Here is a 21713-nt window from a genome sequence, read left to right as displayed (position 1 = left end):
CCCTTGGAAAGTTGGAGGAGAAAAATCAAGAGCCTAAGTCCACGGAAATATGGGCTCTTGCTCTTCATCCCTCACTTAGAAAGTTGAAGGAACAGAGCAAAAGCGTAGCGTTCTGTGCACGTGCTTTGCTCTTGATCCCCTCCACTTTTCAAGGGGAGGGTTAGGGAGGGGTCGCTCTGGTTTTCGCTCTGGCTATGGCTTTTGCTTTGCTTTGCTTTTCCTAGGATCTCGTACCTGCTCTTCCTCGAACCTGCTCTTTAAAGCCCCTCAATCCCCTCCAACACCCTTTCCGCCCGACCCAACACCAATTTTTGCTGCTCATCGGTCTTCTTGTTCCAATTCGCATACACCATTTTGGTTCTGGGGTTACCGCCAAAATCTTCTTGGTGTTTATCCATGAAATGCCAATACAGTGAGTTCAGCGGGCAGGCATCATCCTCCGTGGTTTTCGCGACTTTATAGTGGCAGTTCCCGCAGTAATCGCTCATTTTCTTCACATAGTTACCGCTCGCCGCATAGGCTTTTGAGCCGACAATGCCGCCATCGGCAAACTGGCTCATGCCGCGTGTGTTCGGTAATTCCACCCATTCGATTGCATCGATATATATACCGAGATACCACTCATCAACCTGTTCAGGGGCAATGCCTGAAATCAGACAAAAGTTACCCGTGATCATTAAGCGTTGAATGTGATGGGCGTAGGCATAATCCAACGACTGATCGATTGCATGCTTCATGCACGCCATCTTGGTGTTGCCCGTCCAGAACCATGACGGTAAATCACGTTTCGCAGACAAGCTATTGAGAGAGGCATAATCGGGCATGTTCACCCAGTAGATCCCGCGAATGAATTCGCGCCAACCGATGATTTGGCGCACAAAACCTTCGACCTGCGCCAAACTGATGTCGTCAGGTCGCGTTTGGTAGTGATACACCGCCATGTCTACCACATGCTGAGGGCTGAGAATTTTGCTGTTGAGGGCGAAGGACAATCGTGAGTGATACAAACTCCATTGTTTACGCTTGCCTTCATCATCCGTCTGCCCTGTCATTGCGTCTTGGAAGCGTCCAAAATTGGGTAAACAATGCTGACAGAAAAAGGCCAATAGTTCGTTCGCTTGTGTGCGTGTTATCGGCCACAGCAGATTTGATTCGGACTGTCCAATCACCTTAATCTCATGACGTTCAATGCGCGCAATAATGTCAGTGACATCATTGCCGAACAGAAGCGGTTCAGGCACATCGTCAATGTCTTTCGCTTTGAGTTTGTTGCGGTTATCAGCATCGTAATTCCATTGCCCACCTTCGGGGTTGTCACCCTCCATCAACACATCAAAACGCACTCGCATCTTGCGGTAGAAGGCTTCCATACGGTGGCGTTTACCTTGTTTGAAATCGCGAGGAATCTCTTGGTCTGAGAGGTAGAAGTGCTCGGATTCAACGGCATTGGACAGGATAGATAACGTGGAAGCAAACACCGACAGTTGATCCCGCAGGCGATATTCATCGGGCAATTGGTATTCGAACGCACTCACGCCGTGCTGCTCGATGAGGTGCGTAAGCAAGGCCGGTAAATCTGGGAACTGCTCCGTGTCGTCCAACGTTAAGTGCAACACTCTGTGACCGGCTTGTTGCAACGCCTGCGCAAAGGCAGACATGGCAGCGAAAAAGGCACACACCTTTTGGACATGGTGAGGCACATAGCTGGCCTCTTGATGAAGCTCGGCAATCACATACAAGGTATCGTCATCGAGTTCACGAAACCACGAATGGCTGGCATTGAGTTGATCACCAAGGAGTAAACGTAATCGAGAGGCTTTTATTGTCATTCTGTTCTCGCTAAAAATTCGGGTTTTGCACGTCTTTGACCTGCGCAGCGCTTCGAGCAATATTTCACGTCATCCCACACGCGCGCCCACTTCTTGCGCCACGTAAACGGACGCTGGCACACCGCGCACGTTTTTGACGGCAGGTCTTGTTTCTTCATTCAGTGTCAGCCTGTTTATTCAATCTGGCCTCACATGCCGTTTGAGTAAGCGATGCGCTTCACGTTGTACGTCCGGCAATTTTCTCCAACGCCAAAGCAACGCTTGCGCTTCTGCATAGCTTTGCTTCAAATCGACGATGGGCGCGGGGTAATCGTCGCCGACGTTCACGGCATAAAGCATTTGCTCCATGGGTGACAAACGCCAAGGCGCGTGAACGAGCGGGACGGGCACATCAGCCAATTCAGGAAGCCATGTTTTGACAAACACGCCATCAGGATCTTTCTCTTCGCCTTGCTTTACAGGGTTATAAATACGAATGGTGTTAATCCCTGTAACGCCCGCCTGCATTTGAAATTGGCTGTAATGAATGCCGGGTTCAAAATCGAGGAAAACACGGGCAAGGTGCTGCACGCCATGTCGCCAATCTAACGCGAGGTGATGACACAAAAAACTCACGAGCATGGCGCGCATGCGGAAATTTAAATACCCCGTTGCTTGCAAGCAACGCATAGAGGCATCCACCATGGGAAACCCTGTTTTCCCTTCTTTCCATGCGGTCAATCTCTGCTGAGCAGCCTCTCCCGTCACTCGCGGCAATTCAAGATAACCACGGTTTACAGGCTGAAATTCCATGCTGGATTCACTTTCGAACTTTTGAATGAAATGGCAGTGCCAATGTAGGCGAGAGCTAAACGCCACCAACGAACGTCGCCACCCCGGTACGCTCCAGTGTTTCAGTACGGTTTGGTATACCTGACGAAGGCTCACGTTTCCCCACGCTAAATACGGTGACACACGAGAGCAGTGGGTTTGACTCAATGTCGGGCTGGATAACGAATAGGCGTAATCTTTCCCTCTGTCTTCATAGAAGCCGTTCAGGATTTGCCGTGCTGCGGTTTCTCCGCCTTGTTGGAAGTGCTCAGATTCAACGGTGGGTTGAAGGTATTGTTCAACGCGGTTAGGCAGTGTCTCCGCGCTTGCTGTCACCCAAGAGATAGTTGATAAGTCGCAATCAGCCAGAGGGGCACGCATCACCTTCTGCCAATGTTTGTCCCACGTTTTTCGATGGGTTAAACCACGAATAACTGCGCCGACGGGCGTTTCTTCCCAATTCACACTTTTCTCGTCACACCATAATTGAACGGCTTTATCACGTTCAAAGGTGTTGTTTAGGCCGACTTCTTGATGGGAGAACAGGTGCGCGATACCAAAGGTTTGATGGAGTGATTTCAGGGTGTCTAATGCGCATTGAGATGAAACCAACAGCGCTCCTTTGGGTAAGCGCGTTTTCATGTCATTCAGGGATTCACCAACAAAACGCCAATGACGCTCATCATAATGTGGGTCGTCAAGGAGCATGGGCTCAAAGCAATACACCAACAGCACGGGCAATCCAGACTGCGCAGCGCACAACAAAGGCGCGTGATCCGACAATCGTAGGTCTCGCTTTAGCCACACAACAGAAATCGCCACGTGACCTCCTTACTCGTTGAGGCATTCGCTGAATAACATTTTGATATGACCAAGTGATGTTTACAGATCATAAATCGGCCAATCCGCGGCATCGACGGAATCTAAAGCGCGTGCGCCCTGTTGGCCGTTCCAACGGCGAATGTATTCGCCATCGGGATCATACATCTCGGTTTGCTTGTCGATATTAAAGTGGCGTCCACCACGAGGGTCTGCGCCCACACCGGCGATGTACTGCCAATTGCCCCAGTTTGATGCGACATCAAAATCAATCAATTGCTGCTGAAAATACGCGGCGCCAAATCGCCAATCGACAGACAGTTCATTCACCAAGCAACTGGCGACAATTTGTCGTCCGCGATTCGACAAGTAACCTGTTTCATTGAGCTGATTCATGCACGCATTGACCAATGGAAATGGCGTTTCGCCTTTGGTCCATTTCATCAGGCGTTCAGCGTAGTGACTGGTCAAAGGCGCTGTGCTGGCATTGCCTTTAAAGGCATAGAGCGTCACCCCTTGCTTGATCGACAACCATTGGAAATACTCACGCCACAGCAATTCGAAACCAATCCAATACGTTGACTCGTTGCTTCCGAACTCCGCTTCATAGCGCCTGAGCTGCTGCCAAACTTGACGTGGCGATACAGTGCCGAGCGCCAAAAATGGGCTGAACTTGGTGGAGCTCTCCCAATCGTCTAACGCATTTCGCGTTTGCTTGTAACTGAGTGGTGCGCGTGAGGAAAAGTACCCATTGAGGTGTTGAAGCGCAGCATGTTCGCCGCCATGAAAATCTTGGGCGTAGCCATTTTCATGCCCATGCAGGGAGATATAAGAAGCCAAAACGCCATAGCGCGAGAGCTGAATATGAAGTGACTGCGTGCTTTCTAGCGCAGGAGGCGGCAACGTTTCAAGCCATATTTTGCAGGGTTCTAGGGGCAAAAAGTTGGCAGTTTCAACGCGCTTTCTAAAACGGGAGAATGTAGAAAAGACATCGCCCATTATCGAAAATTGGGCTTCGTCAAAAAGCGTGCTGTTCCATTGCGAAACGATGTTCAAACGAGGAATGTCCACACCGAGACGCGCCAATTGCGTGCGCTCGAACCACCCTGTTTGCTTGGCACAGCCCAACGTGTTGATGCGATGTTCGATAAGCACGCTTTTAAGCTGCTCAACAGGATCGCCTTCAAGCACAATCAAATGTTGACCGTGAAGACGAAGCGTTTCGTCTAATGCCAGCAGGGATTCACAGAGAAACCGCCAACGATGCGATCCCATCATTTTCTGATGATGGTTGCGCTGTTCAAACCAACGGGGGTCTATGACAAACACGAACGCGACTTCATCGTTCTTTCGTAACAGCTCACTCACCGTCGGGTTGTCTTGCAACCGTAAGTCGTGGGTGAACCAGTACACGGCTTTATTCATGTCCACGCTACCTTGCTGTGTTGATATTATTTAATACTCAACAAAACGTTACGGTACATGGGCTTATTTGGTTCGATCTGAAGGGAATATTCTTTAGAATAGAATGATCTTAGCGACTGAAACCAAGTGAAGTGCCATTGATATGAACATCGACAGAAATAGGGACAGGAATAGGGATAACAACATCATTTGAGATAAGTGTATCCGTCCGAGTCGCGTTAAGGGGTTACTCTAGAGGAGATTAGGCCGATTCTTCTCAGACAATTCAATGATGCAACCAGTGGAATAACATCAATTTATTGTTCATTTTCATTGATTTAGGTCTAGATTTAGGGTTTGGTTCAGATTGGCGATATAAATGCACTGACCTATTTGAAACCTAGAAAAAAGTAGTAAAGGTGCCAATCACTTGGTCTTCACTATTTGTGATATTACCTTTACAGGTTTTTTCACAATATGAAAAGTGAATACCCCTTTCACTCACATTACCTGTCACCAAAACATGACGTAACAAAACATCGCTATTGAGTTGGTGAATTGATGCGTTCCAAGAAACGCTATCTTTTAGCATGTTGAAATTAACTATCATTTATTTACCTTTATTTTCTGCACGTCACTCTCTTGACGAGATTGTTGAAACCAAAATCTTTTTCTACCCGTTGAACGAGACATAAATACCCTTAATTGTCGTTATAAAGAAATCACAATGAGGAAAACCCAAGATAATAGAAGCCATTAATATTTAAAGCTAAGTAGCCTAGTAATATAGATACAACGAAGTGAATAAGATACGCAACGACACATACATAAAGCGGAGGGCAGAAAGCAGATGTTGGAAGTGTTATTATTTTCGCAGATTCGGTATAAAGGATTTTTGTTGTGATTAAAGAATGACGCAAATAACGCTTTCGTTATTTGCGTCCACTTACAAAGTTAGATAGCAACTACATTAGATGCTTGAGGACCCTTCTGGCCCTGCTCTACTTCGAAAGATACTTTCTGGCCTTCAGCAAGCGTTTTGAAGCCTTCAGAAGCGATAGCACGGAAATGAACGAATACGTCAGCACCGCCGTTGTCTTGGGTAATAAAACCAAAACCTTTATCTTCGTTAAACCATTTTACTAGACCAGTTGTTTTGTTAGACATGTAATGTCCCTTATATAAAAAATTCATGAAAATTCGCGATAATGCGAAGCGCTGAAAGCTGAATTATTGAATGTGACTATGAAGCTAAGGGAAAAACTGAGGATAACAACAATTACGAAGAAATTCTGAGGATTAACTTTTACTTTATGTTTTCATTAATAACTCTGGAAGACAGAGCGAGGACAATACTATCTTAATTCAGCCTAATGTAAAGCGGTATTATTTATTTTTTCTAACCCTCAGAGATTTCAATCCTGTGAATCGAGAGACAGAAGATGCTCTCTCCCTTTCTAATCAAAAGCCTTCATGCACTCATGCCGCACCGTTCTTATACCCAAACAACCTGAAGATTCAGAATTCAGGTTGTTTAGGTACGCAGACACAAAAACGCCCCAGTACTCTGAGGCGCTTTTCATTCAAAGCAAGATATATTTAGAACCAACGTTCCAGAGATGATTTGTCTAGTTGCTTAAACGCACGATTGAGCGTTTGGGCCAGTTCTTTGTAACGAGGGCGACTCTTGATGGGCTGAATAGCACCACCTTCGCTGACAATTTTCTCATGAAGCTCGCGATACCATCCCGCCAGAGCAGGTGGAAGTATCGTGTCACGACGTTTACCTAACCACCACATACCTTGCAACGGCATGCTCAATGCAAACAACGCAATGATCATTGCTTGGGGCAATCCTGCGTAGTTATTAAACGCCATTTGCATAAGGACACTGATCACCGCGACAGCAGGCATCACTTTTACAGCAAACTTGGTTGCTTTAATCACTCGGTTTTCGGGAAACATCGGCGCGAGTTCTTTTCGAATCGGCCATTCCGTCATGTACTTTTGTCCATCACGAAAATTATCCCAGATTGTTTTTCTGCTCATACGGCGCACACCTCTCAAGCGATTTCATTGATCCGTCGACTAAAATCCTGCTGCAAATGTTAAAACAAAGTTTATAAAAATTAATTCAAATCAAGAATGACTCAAAAATTTTTGTTATCTGGAGCAAGTATCGCTATCCTTAGCCGACTTAAATCAATTGTTGCTCGGATTTGACTATCTCGCAACCACAGAAACGCCATATGGATGAACGGCAGCGCAACAAATCACCAATGATGGTGTGCTGACAGTGATTCTGTCTGGCGTTTTGCGTTGTGGATCAGGGACCGATGAGCGAAGTATCTATTCCGCGACAAAATTGGCTAATTACGAAGCAATAACAATTTGTTTCTTAGCATCGCTTTAGTGAGAAGGTGAGTAATATTTTTATTAACTACGCTTCTCCCGTTAATCAACACACTCTACTTTACACGAATAGGTAGTCTCAAATGTCTAAGCTGGTTCTTGTTCTTAACTGCGGCAGCTCATCGCTGAAATTCGCTATCGTTGACGCTCAAACAGGTGATGAGCACCTGACTGGTCTTGCAGAATGTCTGCAACTTCCAGAAGCACGCATTAAGTGGAAATTGGACGGCAAGCACGAAGCTCAATTGGGCAACGGCGCTGCACACAAAGAAGCGCTAAGCTTCATCGTTGACACCATCCTGGCTTCAAAACCTGAGCTGGCAGAAAACCTGGGCGCTATCGGTCACCGTGTCGTTCACGGCGGCGAGCAATTCACTCAGTCTGCACTGATCTGTGAAAACGTTCTTAAAGGCATCCAAGATGCTTCTAGCTTTGCACCTCTTCACAACCCAGCACACCTAGTGGGTATTGAAGCAGCGAAAGCGGCATTCCCAGAACTACAAAACGTTGCAGTATTTGATACAGCGTTCCACCAAACTATGCCAGAAGAAGCGTACCTATACGCTCTGCCATACAAGCTGTACAAAGAGAACGGTATCCGTCGCTACGGTATGCACGGTACTTCTCACTTCTTCATCGCGCAAGAAGCTGCAGAACAACTTGGTAAGCCAGTTGAAGAACTAAACATCATCAACTGTCACCTAGGTAACGGCGCATCTGTATGTGCAATCAAAAACGGTAAATCTGTAGACACTTCAATGGGTATGACACCGCTTGAAGGTCTAGTAATGGGTACCCGTTCTGGCGACCTAGACCCAGCAATCATTTTCCACCTACACGATGCACTGGGTTACAGCGTTGAAGAAATCAACAACATGCTAACCAAAGAGTCTGGCCTTGCTGGTCTGACTGAAGTGACGTCTGACTGTCGTTTCGTTGAAGACAACTACGGCACTAAAGAAGAAGCAACGCGTGCGATGGACGTATTCTGTCACCGTCTTGCTAAGTACGTTGCTGGTTACACTGCATGTCTTGACGGCCGTCTGGACGCGATCGTGTTCACTGGTGGTATCGGTGAGAACTCTGGCCCAATCCGTGAGCTAGTGCTTAACCGTCTAGGTCTTCTGGGTGTTGAAGTTGACCAAGAGCGCAACCTGAAAGCACGCTTCGGCGGCGAAGGCGTTATCACTTCTGATAACAGCCGTGTTCCTGCGATGGTTATCTCTACCAACGAAGAACTGGTTATCGCTCAAGATACTGCACGTCTGGCTGGTATTTAATTACCCACCACGCGTGACTTTACGGCTGACCACTACGGTCAGTCGTTTCAGTTTTGGCGGAACTTCAGCAAGTTTACTAAGCTCTGCCACACTGGATCTATTGACAAAGCCTGCATCTATGCGGGCTTTGCGTCTAACGTAGTAAAGAGGAATTAACCGTGTCCCGTACTATCATGCTCATTCCAATCGGCGCTGGTGTAGGCCTGACAAGTGTCAGCCTAGGCGTATTGCGTGCGATGGAACACAAGGGCGTTCGCGTTTCGTTTTTCAAACCAATCGCGCAACCTCGTGATGGCGGCAACCAGCCTGACCTGACGTCGACCATCATTGAAGCAAACAGCAACATGAAAGTGGCAGCGTCACTTAGCATGGCAAAAGCTGAAGAGCTTATCCGTACAGACCAAAACGACGTGTTGATGGAAGAAATCATCGCGCGTTTCCAAGAAGCAACTGCTGATGCAGAAGTCGCGCTGATTGAAGGTCTTGTACCAACGCGTAACCACCCGTTTGCTAACCAAGTAAACTACGAGATCGCTAAAACTCTGGACGCGGAAATCGTGTTCGTAGCGACCCCAGGTACTGATAACCCTGCGCAACTTCGTGAGCGCATTGAGGTTGCTGTATCTAACTTCGGTGGTTCGAAGAACAAGAACATCTCTGGCTTGATCATCAACAAGCACAATGCACCTGTTGATGACCAAGGCCGCACTCGTCCAGACCTGTCAGACATCTTTGATGAGTCTAACGTGGCGAAACCAACCAACGTGGAAGTGATGGAGATCTTTAACTCTAGCCCTATCCGTGTTCTTGGTTGTGTGCCTTGGAGCATCGATCTGATTGCAACACGTGCTAGCGATCTTGCTGCGCACTTGAATGCAGAGATCGTAAACGAAGGTGAAATCAACACACGTCGTATTAAGAGCATCACATTCTGTGCACGTTCTATTCCGAACATGGTTGAGCACTTCCGTCCGGGTTCACTGCTGGTGACTTCAGCAGACCGTCCTGACGTTATCGTTGCTGCATGTCTTGCTGCAATGAACGGTCTGGAAATCGGTGCCCTGCTTCTGACTGGCGGTTACAACATTCCAGCTGAACTTCAAAGCCTGTGTGCACGTGCGTTTGAATCTGGCCTACCAGTATTCACCACGAAAGGTAACACTTGGCAGACATCTCTGAACCTTCAGAGCTTCAGCCTAGAAGTACCAGCGGACGACAAAGAGCGTGTTGAGTTTGTTAACGAGCACGTTGCAAACCACATCGATGGCAACTGGATTGAATCACTGTCTGAAGGTTCTGTTCGTGCACGTCGTTTGAGCCCACCAGCATTCCGTTATCAGCTCACTGAATTCGCGCGTAAAGCAGCGAAGCGCATCGTACTGCCTGAAGGCGACGAACCGCGTACAGTGAAAGCAGCAGCTATCTGTGCTGAACGCCGTATCGCTGAATGTGTGCTTTTGGGTAACCCTGACGAAATCCGCCGTGTTGCTGCGCAACAAGGTGTTGAGTTAGGCGCTGGCGTCACTATCATCAACTCTGATGAAGTACGTGAAAACTACGTAGCTCGCTTGGTTGAGCTTCGTGGCGCGAAAGGCATGACCGAAGTTGTTGCTCGCGAGAAGCTGAAAGATTCAGTCTTCCTTGGCACGATGATGCTTGAAGCGGGCGAAGTTGACGGTCTGGTTTCTGGTGCGGTTCATACCACAGCAAACACCATCGTTCCTCCGTTCCAAATCATCAAAACTGCCCCTGATGCCTCTATCGTATCGTCAATCTTCTTCATGCTTCTGCCTGATCAAGTATTGGTATACGGTGACTGTGCAATCAACCCAGATCCAACCGCTGAGCAACTGGCTGAAATCGCAATTCAATCTGCGGATTCTGCAGCAGCATTTGGTATCGACCCACGCGTTGCAATGATCTCATACTCTACCGGTGAATCTGGTAAGGGTGCAGACGTTGATAAAGTACGTGAAGCGACCAAAATTGCGCAAGCAAAACGCCCAGATCTAATGATCGACGGCCCGCTTCAGTACGACGCAGCAATCATGGAAAACGTTGCAGCATCGAAAGCGCCTAACTCGCCAGTAGCGGGTAAAGCGACTGTATTCGTGTTCCCTGACCTGAACACCGGTAACACCACGTACAAAGCAGTACAACGTTCTGCTGACTTGGTTTCTATCGGTCCAATGCTTCAGGGCATGCGTAAGCCTGTGAACGACCTGTCTCGCGGCGCATTGGTAGACGATATCGTTTACACCGTTGCACTGACTGCGATTCAAGCGAAACAAGCTGATGACGCGGAAGCGGCAGCGAAATAAGCCTCGCGCTTATTGATAAAAAAAGCCGATGCAGATGCATCGGCTTTTTTGTGTCTACTGTTTGCCTATTGCCTACTATTGCCAAGTACTTACTGCTTCCAACAGTTTACCGCGTTCTACTTGCAGTACGTCGGTGCTTATCAGTACTCGGTATTTAGCCCGTTTTCTTTTTCAGGTCTTTCAAATGTTCTTCCGCGGTGATGAAATCAAACTGATTGATGGCATCTTGCAGACGCTTAAACTCTTCCATTTGATGGCACCACTGTGGCAAGGCTTTTGACAGCACACCAATCTTGTCCTGCACCTCAATATCAAACTCTTGAAGGCTGACTTGAAGCGAGTTGAGCTGCTCTACTAAATACCCATCTAGCGGTTTAATTTCTTCTTCAACAACGGGCGCTTCAACCACGGCGGTTTGGCTTACGATGTCATCAAAGACATCTATTGCCGAGACAATCATGCTCTTCAGCGTTAACACATCGCTTTCGTTCACTGTCTCGCCTGAATTGTATTTGTCTTCCAAACCACAGGCATAGTCTGCGATTTCCGTTGCACCAATGTTACTTCCAGCCCCTTTGCAGGAGTGAGCAAGGATGGCTTTTTCTGCGGTATCTTCCGATGTCAGAAGCTGCTCCATTGCCGTCGCTTGAGACGTCAAAAACAAAGACAATATCTTGAGGTATTTCGCTTTGTTACCGCCTAAGCGCTGAACCCCTTCGCGTAAATTGATACCTGGGATCTTATCTACCATCATGTCGAACATGGTGTCATCGTAATCCATTCCCACTCTCCTTCGGGTTCTTTCCTCGTCAGTCATCATTGAAACCGATGACCCAGTCGTATTTGTTTGCGCAGCGTCGTTTTCTTCTGTCGCAAGTGCGTCAGGACTCAACGACGATACCGGCTCAATCGGTGTCACATTTGCGGTATCAACGTCAGTCACAGCGTCTATTTCAGTACTCTGTGGCATAGGTGGCGTCGTCGAAGGTGCTTCCACAATCGGTTCACTTTTCTCATCCGGCGCTTCGTCTACTAGGGGCGTCTCTTGCGCTTTCTGTGTCTCATCCGCTTTGAGTGTCTCTTCCACTAACGGTGTTTCTTCTGCTGTAGGCATCTCTTGCGGCAGTGCGACGTCCTGTTTCTCAGTAACACGTGTATTACCGAGAGAATCCGTAGGTTTCAATAACCATTCAAGTAAGGTGTTTCTAAGTAAATTGAAATCGATGGGTTTGGCGATATGGCCGTTCATGCCAGCCTCACGACAAGCCGCAACATCATGGGATTCAGTGTTTGCTGTCATGGCGAGGATGGGCAACTCAATGAGTTGAAGTTCCTGACGGATCATTTTGGTGGCAGTCACACCATCCACGACGGGCATCTGCATGTCCATCAGCACCAAATCAACGGCATGCTCCTTGAGCATTTGCACCGCTTCACCGCCATTGTTTGCAACAAGCACCTCAAGCGGCAATGCTTCCATCGCGCCAATCGCCACTTCTTGATTGACCAAGTTGTCTTCCACCAGGAGAACCACTTTACCGTCCACTTTCATCGCTTCTTTATCAAAAACATCTTCGACTTCAAGTTCAGGTTCTGGTGCTTTTTTAGGTGCAGATCCACCCCCTAAAAAGCGAAGCTCCGCCGATGCAGCGCTGTTTCCACGCATGTGAGTCGACGGACTTTCCACTCTTCTTTCCAACACTTCCGCGGCCTTTTCATCACTCATGCTGACGGCATCCATGAGTGCTGATGGCAACACAGGTTTTTGCACCCACTTAAAGGAAAATGGAGGACGTGTTTCATCGACATCAAAGCCGTTATTCGGTCCAGAAATAATGATGGTGGACGGCGTTCTGTCGCCGCGGGTTAATGTCGATGTCAGAAACGACAACATGTCGTGCTCCAAGCTCTCCCACTCCGCGACCAAATAGTCGAACGCGCCATTGGTTAAACTGGATTCTTTCTCTTGAAGTTCTTCGAGTGAGCGACATTGGCTGACCGTTGCACCGGCGTAAATGAAAATATCGCTGGTCGCGGAAAGTTGAGACATGTTTGAAGAAACAAGCAACACGCTTTTCGCTGATAATTTTCCTGACCATGTATCCCCAAGACGCGATGTTTCATTGACACCAGACTGGCAAGGCAAAGTAAAAGAAAACACACTGCCCTCACCCCAGCGGCTGTCTGCGTTTAGCTCTCCCCCCATCAAAGCGACTAATTCTCGCGACAAACTTAAGCCAAGCCCTTTGCCACCATAGCGACGGGATGTAGAGTTGTCGGCTTGGTTGAAAGGCAGAAACAGTTCATCAAGGTCTTTACGGCGGATGCCTAAGCCTGTGTCATGCACAGAGAAACGGATGTTCACGTCATCTTCACGACGAGATTCAAGGGCTATCGATAACGTCACTTCACCCACGTCGGTGAATTTGACCGCGTTGTTGCCAAGCGCCATCAACACTTGCGTAATGCGAACAGAGTCAGCATCAATCAGTTTGGGAATGGCCATATCCATCAGAACATGGAACTGGAGGTTTTTTTCTGCGGCTTGTTCACCGAGGCTTTTTACAACGGGAGAAAGCAAGGTTTCGACGTGGCATTCAACCCATTCAATTTCGAGGTTACCTGCTTTCACATTAGTGAATGCTAGCACGGTATTTAACGCATCCAGCAGCGTATTCCCTGACGAGATCACCCGCTCTATGTAGCGCTTTTGCTTGCCTTCTAGCCCGCTGTCCAATGCCAGTTGAGACATCCCCAAAATCGCATTGAGTGGCGTTCTGAACTCATGAGACATGTTGGACAAGAAGTCTTTCTTGGCTTGATAGGCCGATCGCGCAGAGCGCTTGGCAGTATCAAGCTCATTAAGTTTTTGGAGGTAGGCTTGTCTTTGCTCTTTTAAGGCGTCCTTGGTCTGCTGAAGCGTCGTCGCGCCCCATATCAAAAGCGCGAGCAGCACTAACACCACGCCGACCAAAAGGGGAACGGCCGTCAAGACACCGCCCCCTGTAGTTGGCGGTAGTGACGTGCTAGAGAGATAGCCACTTTCTTCCCTCGCCAATGTCGCAGTGGAATGCAATAACATCAACACTGCCGCGGACCATGTCCAGAGGGTCGCGCGCAAGCCACTCAGATGCTTGTTCATTTTTGTCATCGCACGTTTTGGGTCTTCGAGCACCGCATTCACATTCAACGTACTGGCCTCCAGCGACATCAATGGTGGGTGAAAATAAACGAGAAAAATAAGCGCCATCTCTACGCTAAGTTTATGTCTCAATTAAAATAATGTGACTCATAATTGGAACATTATTAAGAGTAGACCTAGGATTGTATAAGTGGAAAGTCATTCAGGATCCCTTTGATGCTGTCACCGGAAATCAAGACAAACAAACGCGCTACCGTCCTGGTTGTCGACGACACCCCGGAGAACCTCGTTTTTGTCAGCGAGATGTTGCGAGACAAGTACGAAGTTAAGGCAGCGACCAACGGACAAACGGCGCTCGCCATTGTTGAAAAATTCTCCATTGACCTGATTTTGTTGGACGTTGTCATGCCGGGCATGGATGGCTACGAAGTCTGTCGTCAGATAAAAGCCAAAAAATCTGCGCACGATATTCCGGTCATATTCCTGACGTCAAAATCGAAATCTGAAGACCAAGAATACGGTTTCTCCGTCGGTGCTGCGGATTACATCATGAAGCCGATGAGCCCGCCTATCACGATGGCGCGCATCAAAATCCATCTTGAAAACAAGGCCTCTCAAGATTTTCTTCACAATCAAAACGAATTCTTGGAAGCCGAAGTTCAGCGCCGACTTAAAGAGCTCAGTGTCATTCAAGATGTCACGATAAACGCCCTTGCGAGCCTTGCTGAGACGCGTGACCAAGAGACCGGCAACCACATTGTTCGAACGCAGTATTACGTGAAGATACTTGCGGATCAGCTCTATCTACGCGGAAAGTTCACCGACATTGTCACCCCTGAATACATCACTATGGTGTTCAAGACTGCGCCGTTGCACGACATCGGTAAAGTGGGGATCCCTGATGCTATCTTGCTCAAACCAGGCAAGTTAACCGCAGAGGAATTTGAGATCATGAAGTCGCATGCAAAACTGGGTTTTGATGCCATCATGAAAGCAGAAAAAGAAGTGGACGCAGAATATCCCTTCTTGAAGGCCGCCAAAGAAATTGCCCTTGGTCACCATGAAAAGTGGGATGGGTCTGGGTATCCGCAAGGGTTGGTTGGCGAAGACATTCCGCTCAGTGCGCGCTTAATGGCCGTGGCCGATGTTTTTGACGCCCTCGTGAGTAAGCGTGTTTACAAATCCGCTATGTCACATGATGAAGCGTTTGAGATTATTCGAGAAGGCAAAGGATCGCACTTTGACCCCATGCTTGTTGATTTGATGTTTGAGATGAAAAACGACTTTATTAAAATCGCTGAGACCTACAAAGATTAACCCCCGATGCACCCAGCAACTTGCTCTAAACACGTTTAAGATATTACCGCACCTTCTGTGTTCGCAACGTCCAACAGAAGGTGCGGTAATCAAAAACGTTTAACCTACCGCCAACCAAACCCCAACACCCATCATCAGGGTGCCTGCAATTCGGTTCATCAAACGCACATTACCGCTTTTCTGCAGAAAGTGACGCAGCGTGCGACCACCACTTGCGTACAACAGCAAACAGCCAAATTCCGTCATCAAGATGATGCCTATCAGTACGGTCAGTTGAGGTGGCATCGCCAATGTTGGATTGATGAAAGGTGGTAACAGCGAAATCATAAACGCCCAGCCTTTCGGGTTCGCAATCGCAGTCACAAAGCCCTGCATTGCAAGCGTCATCGGTGAGGTGTCGGTGCCTGCTGACAAATCTGACGGGATCGCCATTTTGCCGCGAGACATCCACATCTGAAGACCAAGATAGAACAAATACGCCCCGCCCACATACTTCAGCACGCTGAACAAACTTGGATAGTTCAACATGATGGCTGCCACGCCAATCACGGAAGAAATGGAAACCAGCGCAACGCCAATCAACTCTCCCCACATCATATGAAGGCTACGACGCACGCCAATGCTCATGCCTAGCGTCATTGCTAGGGTCATACACATACCCGGCGTAACGGATACAAAAAAGAAAGTGGGGATAAATACCGCCAACATCGCGATATCAATTGCAGATGCCACGTTAACTCCGGACAAAATAAGCAAAAAGAAGTGTAGTAGAAACTGAGACCGTGCAAGCGTCAAGCTCAATTATTGCGAAAAAAGCCTCCTTAGTTGGAGGCTTTGTTTGGATTGTTTAGCCGTAGACAATATCCGGCAACCAGGTTGCCAGCGTTGGCCAATAGGCAAGTAATGCCAACATCACTAACTGAATTAATATGAAAGGCAAAACACCGCGATAGATATCCATGGTGGATATAGAATCCGGAGCCACACCGCGCAAGTAGAACAGCGAGAAGCCAAATGGCGGTGTTAGGAAAGACGTTTGCAAATTCAGCGCAATCATTATCCCAAGCCACACAGGGTCAACGCCCATGGTCAGGAGTATCGGCGCAACAATCGGGATGACCACGAAGGTGATTTCAATGAAATCGAGGAAGAAGCCCAGAAGGAAGAGCACCAGCATCACTAACAACATGGCACCGAATACACCGCCCGGCAGGCTCATCAAGAAATCACGAACGATGTCATCACCGCCAAACCCACGGAACACCAAGGCAAACAGTGATGCGCCAATCAAGATCAGGAAGACCATGGCCGTCACTTCGGTCGTGCTTCTTAGTACATCGCGCAAAATCGACAGACTGAACATGCGCTTGCTGGCAGCCAGAACAATTGCCCCCACAGAGCCCACCGACGCAGCTTCTGTTGGCGTTGCAACACCGCCGAGAATCGACCCCAACACCAACACAATCAAAAGCACTGGCGGGAACAATACAGTGAGTACCTGCATCCATAATTCCTTGCTGACCTTTCTTTCTTCAACAGGAATAGGTGGAACACGGTGAGGCTGTGTAATCGCAACGAAAATCAGATAAACGATGTACATGCCCACCAACATGAAGCCAGGGATTAACGCACCCAAAAAGAGATCACCCACGGTAACGCTTTCTGGCGAGAAAATACCTTGGTCTAGCTGGGCTTGTTGATAAGCCGACGAAATCACATCGCCCAGCAAGACCAACACGATAGATGGAGGGATAATCTGACCTAGCGTTCCTGACGCACAAATAATGCCCGTCGAAAGCCTTGGGCAATAGCCACGTTTCATCATTGAAGGCAGCGACAGTAAGCCCATCGTGACAACGGTTGCACCCACAATGCCGGTACTTGCTGCTAACAACATGCCCACAATGGTCACGGAAATGCCTAAGCCGCCCGCAAGCCCGCCAAACACTTGCCCCATGGTATCGAGCAAATCTTCTGCGATGCGGGATTTTTCAAGCATGACCCCCATGAAGATAAACAAGGGAATCGCGACCAAAAGTTCGTTCGACAAGGTGCCTTGAATACGGTTTGGAATGGCTTCTAAGAACGCCGGATCAAACGTGCCTGTCACGCCACCAATTAAGGCGAATAAAAGCGCGGAACCGCCAAGCGTAAAGGCCACGGGATAGCCAACAAGCAACACACCAAAGGTAAAGAGGAAAAGGAACAGGGCGAGGAATTCACTCATAGTGCGTGCTCCTCATCATGTTCTTCAAGTTGTTTAGCAATGTCTTGGTGGCCAGTGATGGTCAGCAACGACTTCAATGCTTCGGCAAAGCCTTGAATAATGACAAGGGCTGGCATCAGTAAAATACTGGTTTTAAAAAGGTACTTAGCATCCACCCCACCCGCTTCTTGTGAGCCTTCCATGATCTGCCAAGACACAGAAACATAATCCCATGCAATGTAAAAAATGAAGCTACACGTTGGGAGTAACAAGAAGAGAAAACCGAGCAAATCGACCCACGCTTTTTTCTTTTCAGACATCGGACGATAAAAAATATCAACGCGAACGTGAGCGCCTTTCAATAAGGCGTAGGCGGCACCGAGCATGATGACGTAGTTATGGAAATAAAGGACAGATTCTTGCAAAAACACCGATCCGGAATTGAGCACATAGCGCATTACCACCACCACAAAGGTAATAAGCACGATGGCTAAGACGAACCAGGAAACAATGCGTCCCGTCCAATCACTAAAACGGTTGATGCCCTTAATAAGCGCGATCAATTGAGGAGAGGCGGTATTCATAGAACTACTCTAACATCAGCCTATTGGCTAAAATTGGAAAGAAAAAGAGGCGATCTAGGATCGCCTCTTAAAGGTTATTGCGGGTTACGTGCGTTCAGCATGGCTTGCTCAGAAATGGCATGCCAATCGATCGCTTGGTCACGGAAGCCTTTGTAAGACTCGTAAACTTTCTTACTGATTTCGTCCACTTGTGCTTGCTCGGCAACCACTTCATCAGACAGTACTTGCAGCTGTGACAACACTTCTTGCGGGTATGGACGCAAATCAACTTTGTGCTCATTTACCAAGCTTTCCAGCGCTGCATTGTTACGCGCAGTAAACTCAGCAATCATGTCAGCATTCGCAACACGCGTTGCCGCGAGAACAATTGATTGCAGGTCTTTTGGCAACGCATCGAAGGCTTTTTTGTTGATCAGCGCTTCAAGTGTTGTACCTGGCTCATGCCAACCTGGGTAGTAGTAGTATTTCGATGCTTTATGAAGGCCGAATGCAAGGTCGTTGTATGGACCTACCCACTCAGTCGCATCAATTGCGCCAGATTGCAGTGATGGGAAGATTTCGCCACCCGGCAACAGTACAGGGGTACCACCCGCACGTTTCAACACTTCGCCACCCAGACCTGGGATACGCATTTTCAGACCTTCGAGGTCGCTGATGGTGTTGATTTCTTTGTTAAACCAACCGCCCATTTGCACGCCCGTGTTACCCGCAGGCATAGGAATGATGCCAAAGGGTTCATACGCTTCAGCCCAAAGCTCAAGACCGCCACCGCTGTAGATCCAGCCATTCATTTCTTGCGCTGTTAGACCAAAAGGCACGGCTGCGAAGAATTGACCTGCTGGCGCTTTACCTTTCCAGTAGTAACCTGCACCGTGACCCATTTCCGCAGTACCACGAGACACGGCATCAAACACATCCAGCGCGCCAACGAGTTCACCTGCACCATATACTTTCACGTCCAAACGCCCATCACTCATCTCAGTGATTAGCTCAGCAAGGTTGTTTGCACCTGTGCCTAGCCCGGGAAAGTTTTTCGGCCAAGTCGTTACCATTTTCCAACTGATTTTTTCCTGTGCTGCTGGCTGCGCCTGCGCACTCGCTTCCTGCTTTTCTTCACCACAACCAGATAACAGCACACTCAGTGCGACTGCTGTTGCGGCAAGAAACGAACGACGTTTGTACATGAGAGTGATCTCCTTGCTTGGGAAAGGCGATAGGTTTAGCAGTACTGAAGGTTTGCATCTAACAAAGGTTTACAGTTAAAAGTAGGTACTGCCTAACTAACACGACGCTCATCAATGGCTCTTGATGAGTTAATGGTTTGTTGCAATAACTTTACCCATTATCGTCACCCGCAAATAGCGAAAGGGCGAGGTTGTTTGAAGTTGGTCAAACAATGATCGCTAGAAATCTAAACATCTGATAGATAACGGCCTCTGTATGCGACTGATCACGTGCTACTTGCCGTCGATGGGATTTCTTCATTTTTGTTTGAATTGCCGAGTAGAAACAAAAACGCCTCCCGTATGGAAGGCGCTTTACCCTATTTCTTTATCAACGCAATAAACCTGCTCCGCGTTAACTTAGGGCTTCTTTGAATGTCGTCATATAGCGGCAAATCAACGCATCAATCACCATCAAAGCCACAATGGTTAATCCTGCCATGGGGAAGGCGACACACACTAAAGCAACGCTGACAACACCCACTTTCCAGAGCCCTGAATCCAGTGCTTTTGGCGGTGCACCTAACTTGCGCTGCCCCGTAGGACGACGTTGCCACCACATCAAAGCCCCTGTTACTGCAATCAAAATAAACGCCAAACAGAAAACCACATTGGCGATTTTATTGATGATACTGATATCCCCTTGGTGAAGCGCAATCCCAGCCGCCATGGCTTTCGCAATCATGTTGTATTCATTCCATGTCACATCAGCAAGTACCTTTCCTGTGTACTGATCAATGTGGGTGGTTCTGTCCTGAGTAGGATCGGTAATATCCCCGCTCATGGTGTTGGCTGACACCGTAAACACGCCTGTTTCTGAGCGCGGAAAATTGAGTTTGTATTGCGCAAAACCCAACGCTTTCGCTTCATTCACAACACGATCGATGCCGATTTGCTTAGTGGCCATTCCTGCTTTTTCAGCATTCCCTGCTGATGAACCCGAGGTGGTTTCTTCGCCGTGCACATGCGCGTTAGATTCAGGTAACGGTGTCAGTTCAAGGTTCCACGGCATCTCTTCTTCTGAGCCATGATTTAGCGCCTTGTGGTTAAGATCTGACACAGGCACATCGTCCCATTTTTGGGCGGGAAAGCTGCCCCAAGGCTGAACGATTTTCGCGCCCCATATGCCCGCCCACGCCAAGCCACTCAGTACGAAAAAGAGAAGCACAATGGAGAGTACGCCACCGATGTTCGCGTGCAGGTCACGAAGCAAAATCCGCGACCCATTGTCTGTGCGAATTTTCAGAAAACCAGCACGGCGCGCATTGTCGTTAGGTAGCCAAAGATATATCCCCGACACCAACAAAATAACGGTGAGACTGGCTGCAATTTCGATCAAATAATCGCCCACATCGCCAATCAACAAAGTGCCGTGAATGTCGTTCGCCAATTGATACCAACTGTCGCTGCGATCAATCGTGCCAGTGATGTCTGCATTGTAAGGATTCACCAGTACAAACTGCGTCGATTCATCCGCCATAGTGACAGAAAAACGGTTAGTGACCTCCGAGGATGTCGCTGGCACAAACTGCGTCACCGTGCCATCAGGGTACGCCTGTTGCACCGCCGCTAACTGCTCAGAGACGGGCAAAGGTTCTTGCGAAGAGTATGCGCTGGAGTTAACCGAAAGCACCTCGCCATATCGCGCAGATTCAATCTCATCATCAAACAGCATGATGAGGCCGGTAATACTGAGCATCAGCATAAAGGGGATAACAAATAATCCTGCATAGAAGTGCCAGCGCCAAGTGAGAAAGTAACGGGATTTTTGCTTCGCAAGGATGTCTGGCGGATTGCTATCGGCGTTGAGATTGGGAGTAACCATGAATCATTCCTTTTTTCATGCACAACCTCACCGCATTTCTCGTGCATGATTAAAACACACGATAAAAACGCAGCGACATTGCATGTTGACTTTACGTTTGGGCATTTGCCCTTGTTGTTTTTATGAGGCTGTTAAACAAGGAGGAATGACGGTGGCGCTCGGGTGACAGGCTGCTCAAACCTCACCCTTTTTACGAGGTAGGTATAAGGTTCAAGCACGATATCCGTGCTGAGTGTATAAACCGGATTGAAAGAAAGTGAGTGATGATGAAAGGAGGAGAAATGACTAAAAGGGCAAGGTTTACTGCTGTGCGTTTTAGACGGTTCACCCTCGTCAATTTGTACCAATTCAAAGCCGTTAACGGTACAAAGTGTCGCCCACACGCCTGCGCTGCTGCCATGTGCGTTGATCACTGGCATCAAAGAAACGAGCAACCAACTCAAGGCGCTCGCGCAAAGCATGACATGTTTAAACAGCGTATTGCGTGTTAAAGAGGCGGTTAACGTCATATTCACCATACGTACCCAATTAACCAGATACC

General features: G+C 48.1%; 17 protein-coding genes. 3 read left to right on the top strand and 14 right to left on the bottom strand.

The genetic code is table 11. The features are described from left to right. Nucleotides 1-257: 257 nt before the first annotated feature. From BCT27_RS14050 to yfbV, 7 genes are all read right to left on the bottom strand, one after another. Entirely contained in the window at nucleotides 258-1829 is a 1572-nt protein-coding gene (locus BCT27_RS14050) for a cryptochrome/photolyase family protein (protein ID WP_102396054.1), read from the bottom strand. Beyond that, on the bottom strand, nucleotides 1826-1987 hold the full coding sequence (locus tag BCT27_RS14045; protein WP_017017936.1) for a DUF2256 domain-containing protein: 162 nt from the start codon (nucleotides 1985-1987) through the stop codon (nucleotides 1826-1828). Before BCT27_RS14045 ends, BCT27_RS14050 begins: the two co-directional genes overlap by 4 nt. 19 nt (nucleotides 1988-2006) lie before the next feature. Beyond that, the gene (locus BCT27_RS14040; RefSeq protein WP_102396053.1) at nucleotides 2007-3461 is read right to left on the bottom strand and encodes a cryptochrome/deoxyribodipyrimidine photo-lyase family protein; all 1455 of its coding nucleotides are present in this window, start codon (nucleotides 3459-3461) and stop codon (nucleotides 2007-2009) included. A gap of 60 nt (nucleotides 3462-3521) precedes the next feature. Next, entirely contained in the window at nucleotides 3522-4883 is a 1362-nt protein-coding gene (locus tag BCT27_RS14035) for a DASH family cryptochrome (RefSeq protein WP_102396052.1), read from the bottom strand. A gap of 379 nt (nucleotides 4884-5262) precedes the next feature. Next, the gene (locus BCT27_RS25865; protein ID WP_102319161.1) at nucleotides 5263-5472 is read right to left on the bottom strand and encodes a hypothetical protein; all 210 of its coding nucleotides are present in this window, start codon (nucleotides 5470-5472) and stop codon (nucleotides 5263-5265) included. 344 nt (nucleotides 5473-5816) lie between these two features. Beyond that, nucleotides 5817-6029 carry a transcription antiterminator/RNA stability regulator CspE gene (gene cspE, locus BCT27_RS14025; RefSeq protein WP_017008012.1) on the bottom strand — a complete coding sequence of 71 codons (213 nt, stop codon included), beginning with the start codon at nucleotides 6027-6029 and terminating at the stop codon, nucleotides 5817-5819. A 432-nt stretch (nucleotides 6030-6461) separates the two neighbouring features. After that, nucleotides 6462-6911, bottom strand: a complete 450-nt coding sequence (gene yfbV, locus BCT27_RS14020; RefSeq protein ID WP_017008013.1) for a terminus macrodomain insulation protein YfbV — start codon at nucleotides 6909-6911, stop codon at nucleotides 6462-6464. 446 nt (nucleotides 6912-7357) lie between these two features. Between yfbV and BCT27_RS14015 the strand changes: the two genes are divergently transcribed. Continuing rightward, nucleotides 7358-8554: an acetate kinase gene (locus BCT27_RS14015; protein ID WP_102259965.1), complete on the top strand. Its 1197-nt coding sequence runs from the start codon at nucleotides 7358-7360 to the stop codon at nucleotides 8552-8554. Between the two features lie 173 nt (nucleotides 8555-8727). Further along, a complete protein-coding gene (gene pta, locus BCT27_RS14010; protein ID WP_102389762.1) occupies nucleotides 8728-10875 on the top strand; it encodes a phosphate acetyltransferase in 2148 nt (715 codons plus the stop codon). Between the two features lie 154 nt (nucleotides 10876-11029). Here the strand turns inward: pta and BCT27_RS14005 are convergent, their stop codons facing one another. Continuing rightward, entirely contained in the window at nucleotides 11030-14125 is a 3096-nt protein-coding gene (locus BCT27_RS14005; protein ID WP_102396051.1) for a response regulator, read from the bottom strand. A gap of 108 nt (nucleotides 14126-14233) precedes the next feature. Between BCT27_RS14005 and BCT27_RS14000 the strand changes: the two genes are divergently transcribed. Beyond that, the gene (locus BCT27_RS14000) at nucleotides 14234-15334 is read left to right on the top strand and encodes a response regulator (RefSeq protein WP_102319158.1); all 1101 of its coding nucleotides are present in this window, start codon (nucleotides 14234-14236) and stop codon (nucleotides 15332-15334) included. 99 nt (nucleotides 15335-15433) lie between these two features. Here BCT27_RS14000 and BCT27_RS13995 read toward each other — a convergent pair whose 3' ends face one another. From BCT27_RS13995 to BCT27_RS13970, 6 genes are all read right to left on the bottom strand, one after another. Continuing rightward, nucleotides 15434-16054, bottom strand: coding sequence for a LysE family translocator (locus tag BCT27_RS13995; protein ID WP_198597569.1), 621 nt, complete (start codon nucleotides 16052-16054; stop codon nucleotides 15434-15436). 127 nt (nucleotides 16055-16181) lie between these two features. Then, nucleotides 16182-17561: a TRAP transporter large permease gene (locus tag BCT27_RS13990; protein WP_102319156.1), complete on the bottom strand. Its 1380-nt coding sequence runs from the start codon at nucleotides 17559-17561 to the stop codon at nucleotides 16182-16184. Beyond that, nucleotides 17558-18124 carry a TRAP transporter small permease subunit gene (locus BCT27_RS13985; protein WP_102319155.1) on the bottom strand — a complete coding sequence of 189 codons (567 nt, stop codon included), beginning with the start codon at nucleotides 18122-18124 and terminating at the stop codon, nucleotides 17558-17560. Before BCT27_RS13985 ends, BCT27_RS13990 begins: the two co-directional genes overlap by 4 nt. Before the next feature lie 74 nt (nucleotides 18125-18198). Further along, a complete protein-coding gene (locus BCT27_RS13980) occupies nucleotides 18199-19308 on the bottom strand; it encodes a TRAP transporter substrate-binding protein (protein WP_017008023.1) in 1110 nt (369 codons plus the stop codon). Between the two features lie 394 nt (nucleotides 19309-19702). Continuing rightward, nucleotides 19703-21172, bottom strand: coding sequence for a PepSY-associated TM helix domain-containing protein (locus BCT27_RS13975; protein WP_102396050.1), 1470 nt, complete (start codon nucleotides 21170-21172; stop codon nucleotides 19703-19705). A gap of 131 nt (nucleotides 21173-21303) precedes the next feature. Beyond that, entirely contained in the window at nucleotides 21304-21681 is a 378-nt protein-coding gene (locus BCT27_RS13970; RefSeq protein WP_035017594.1) for a hypothetical protein, read from the bottom strand. Nucleotides 21682-21713 lie beyond the last annotated feature (32 nt).

Origin of the sequence: Enterovibrio norvegicus (assembly GCF_002876705.1) — a bacterium.
In the GTDB taxonomy this organism is placed as follows: Bacteria; Pseudomonadota; Gammaproteobacteria; order Enterobacterales; family Vibrionaceae; genus Enterovibrio; species Enterovibrio norvegicus_B.
The sequence above is the reverse complement of the archived record's forward strand: the minus strand, read 5'-3'. Positions and strand labels throughout refer to the sequence as shown.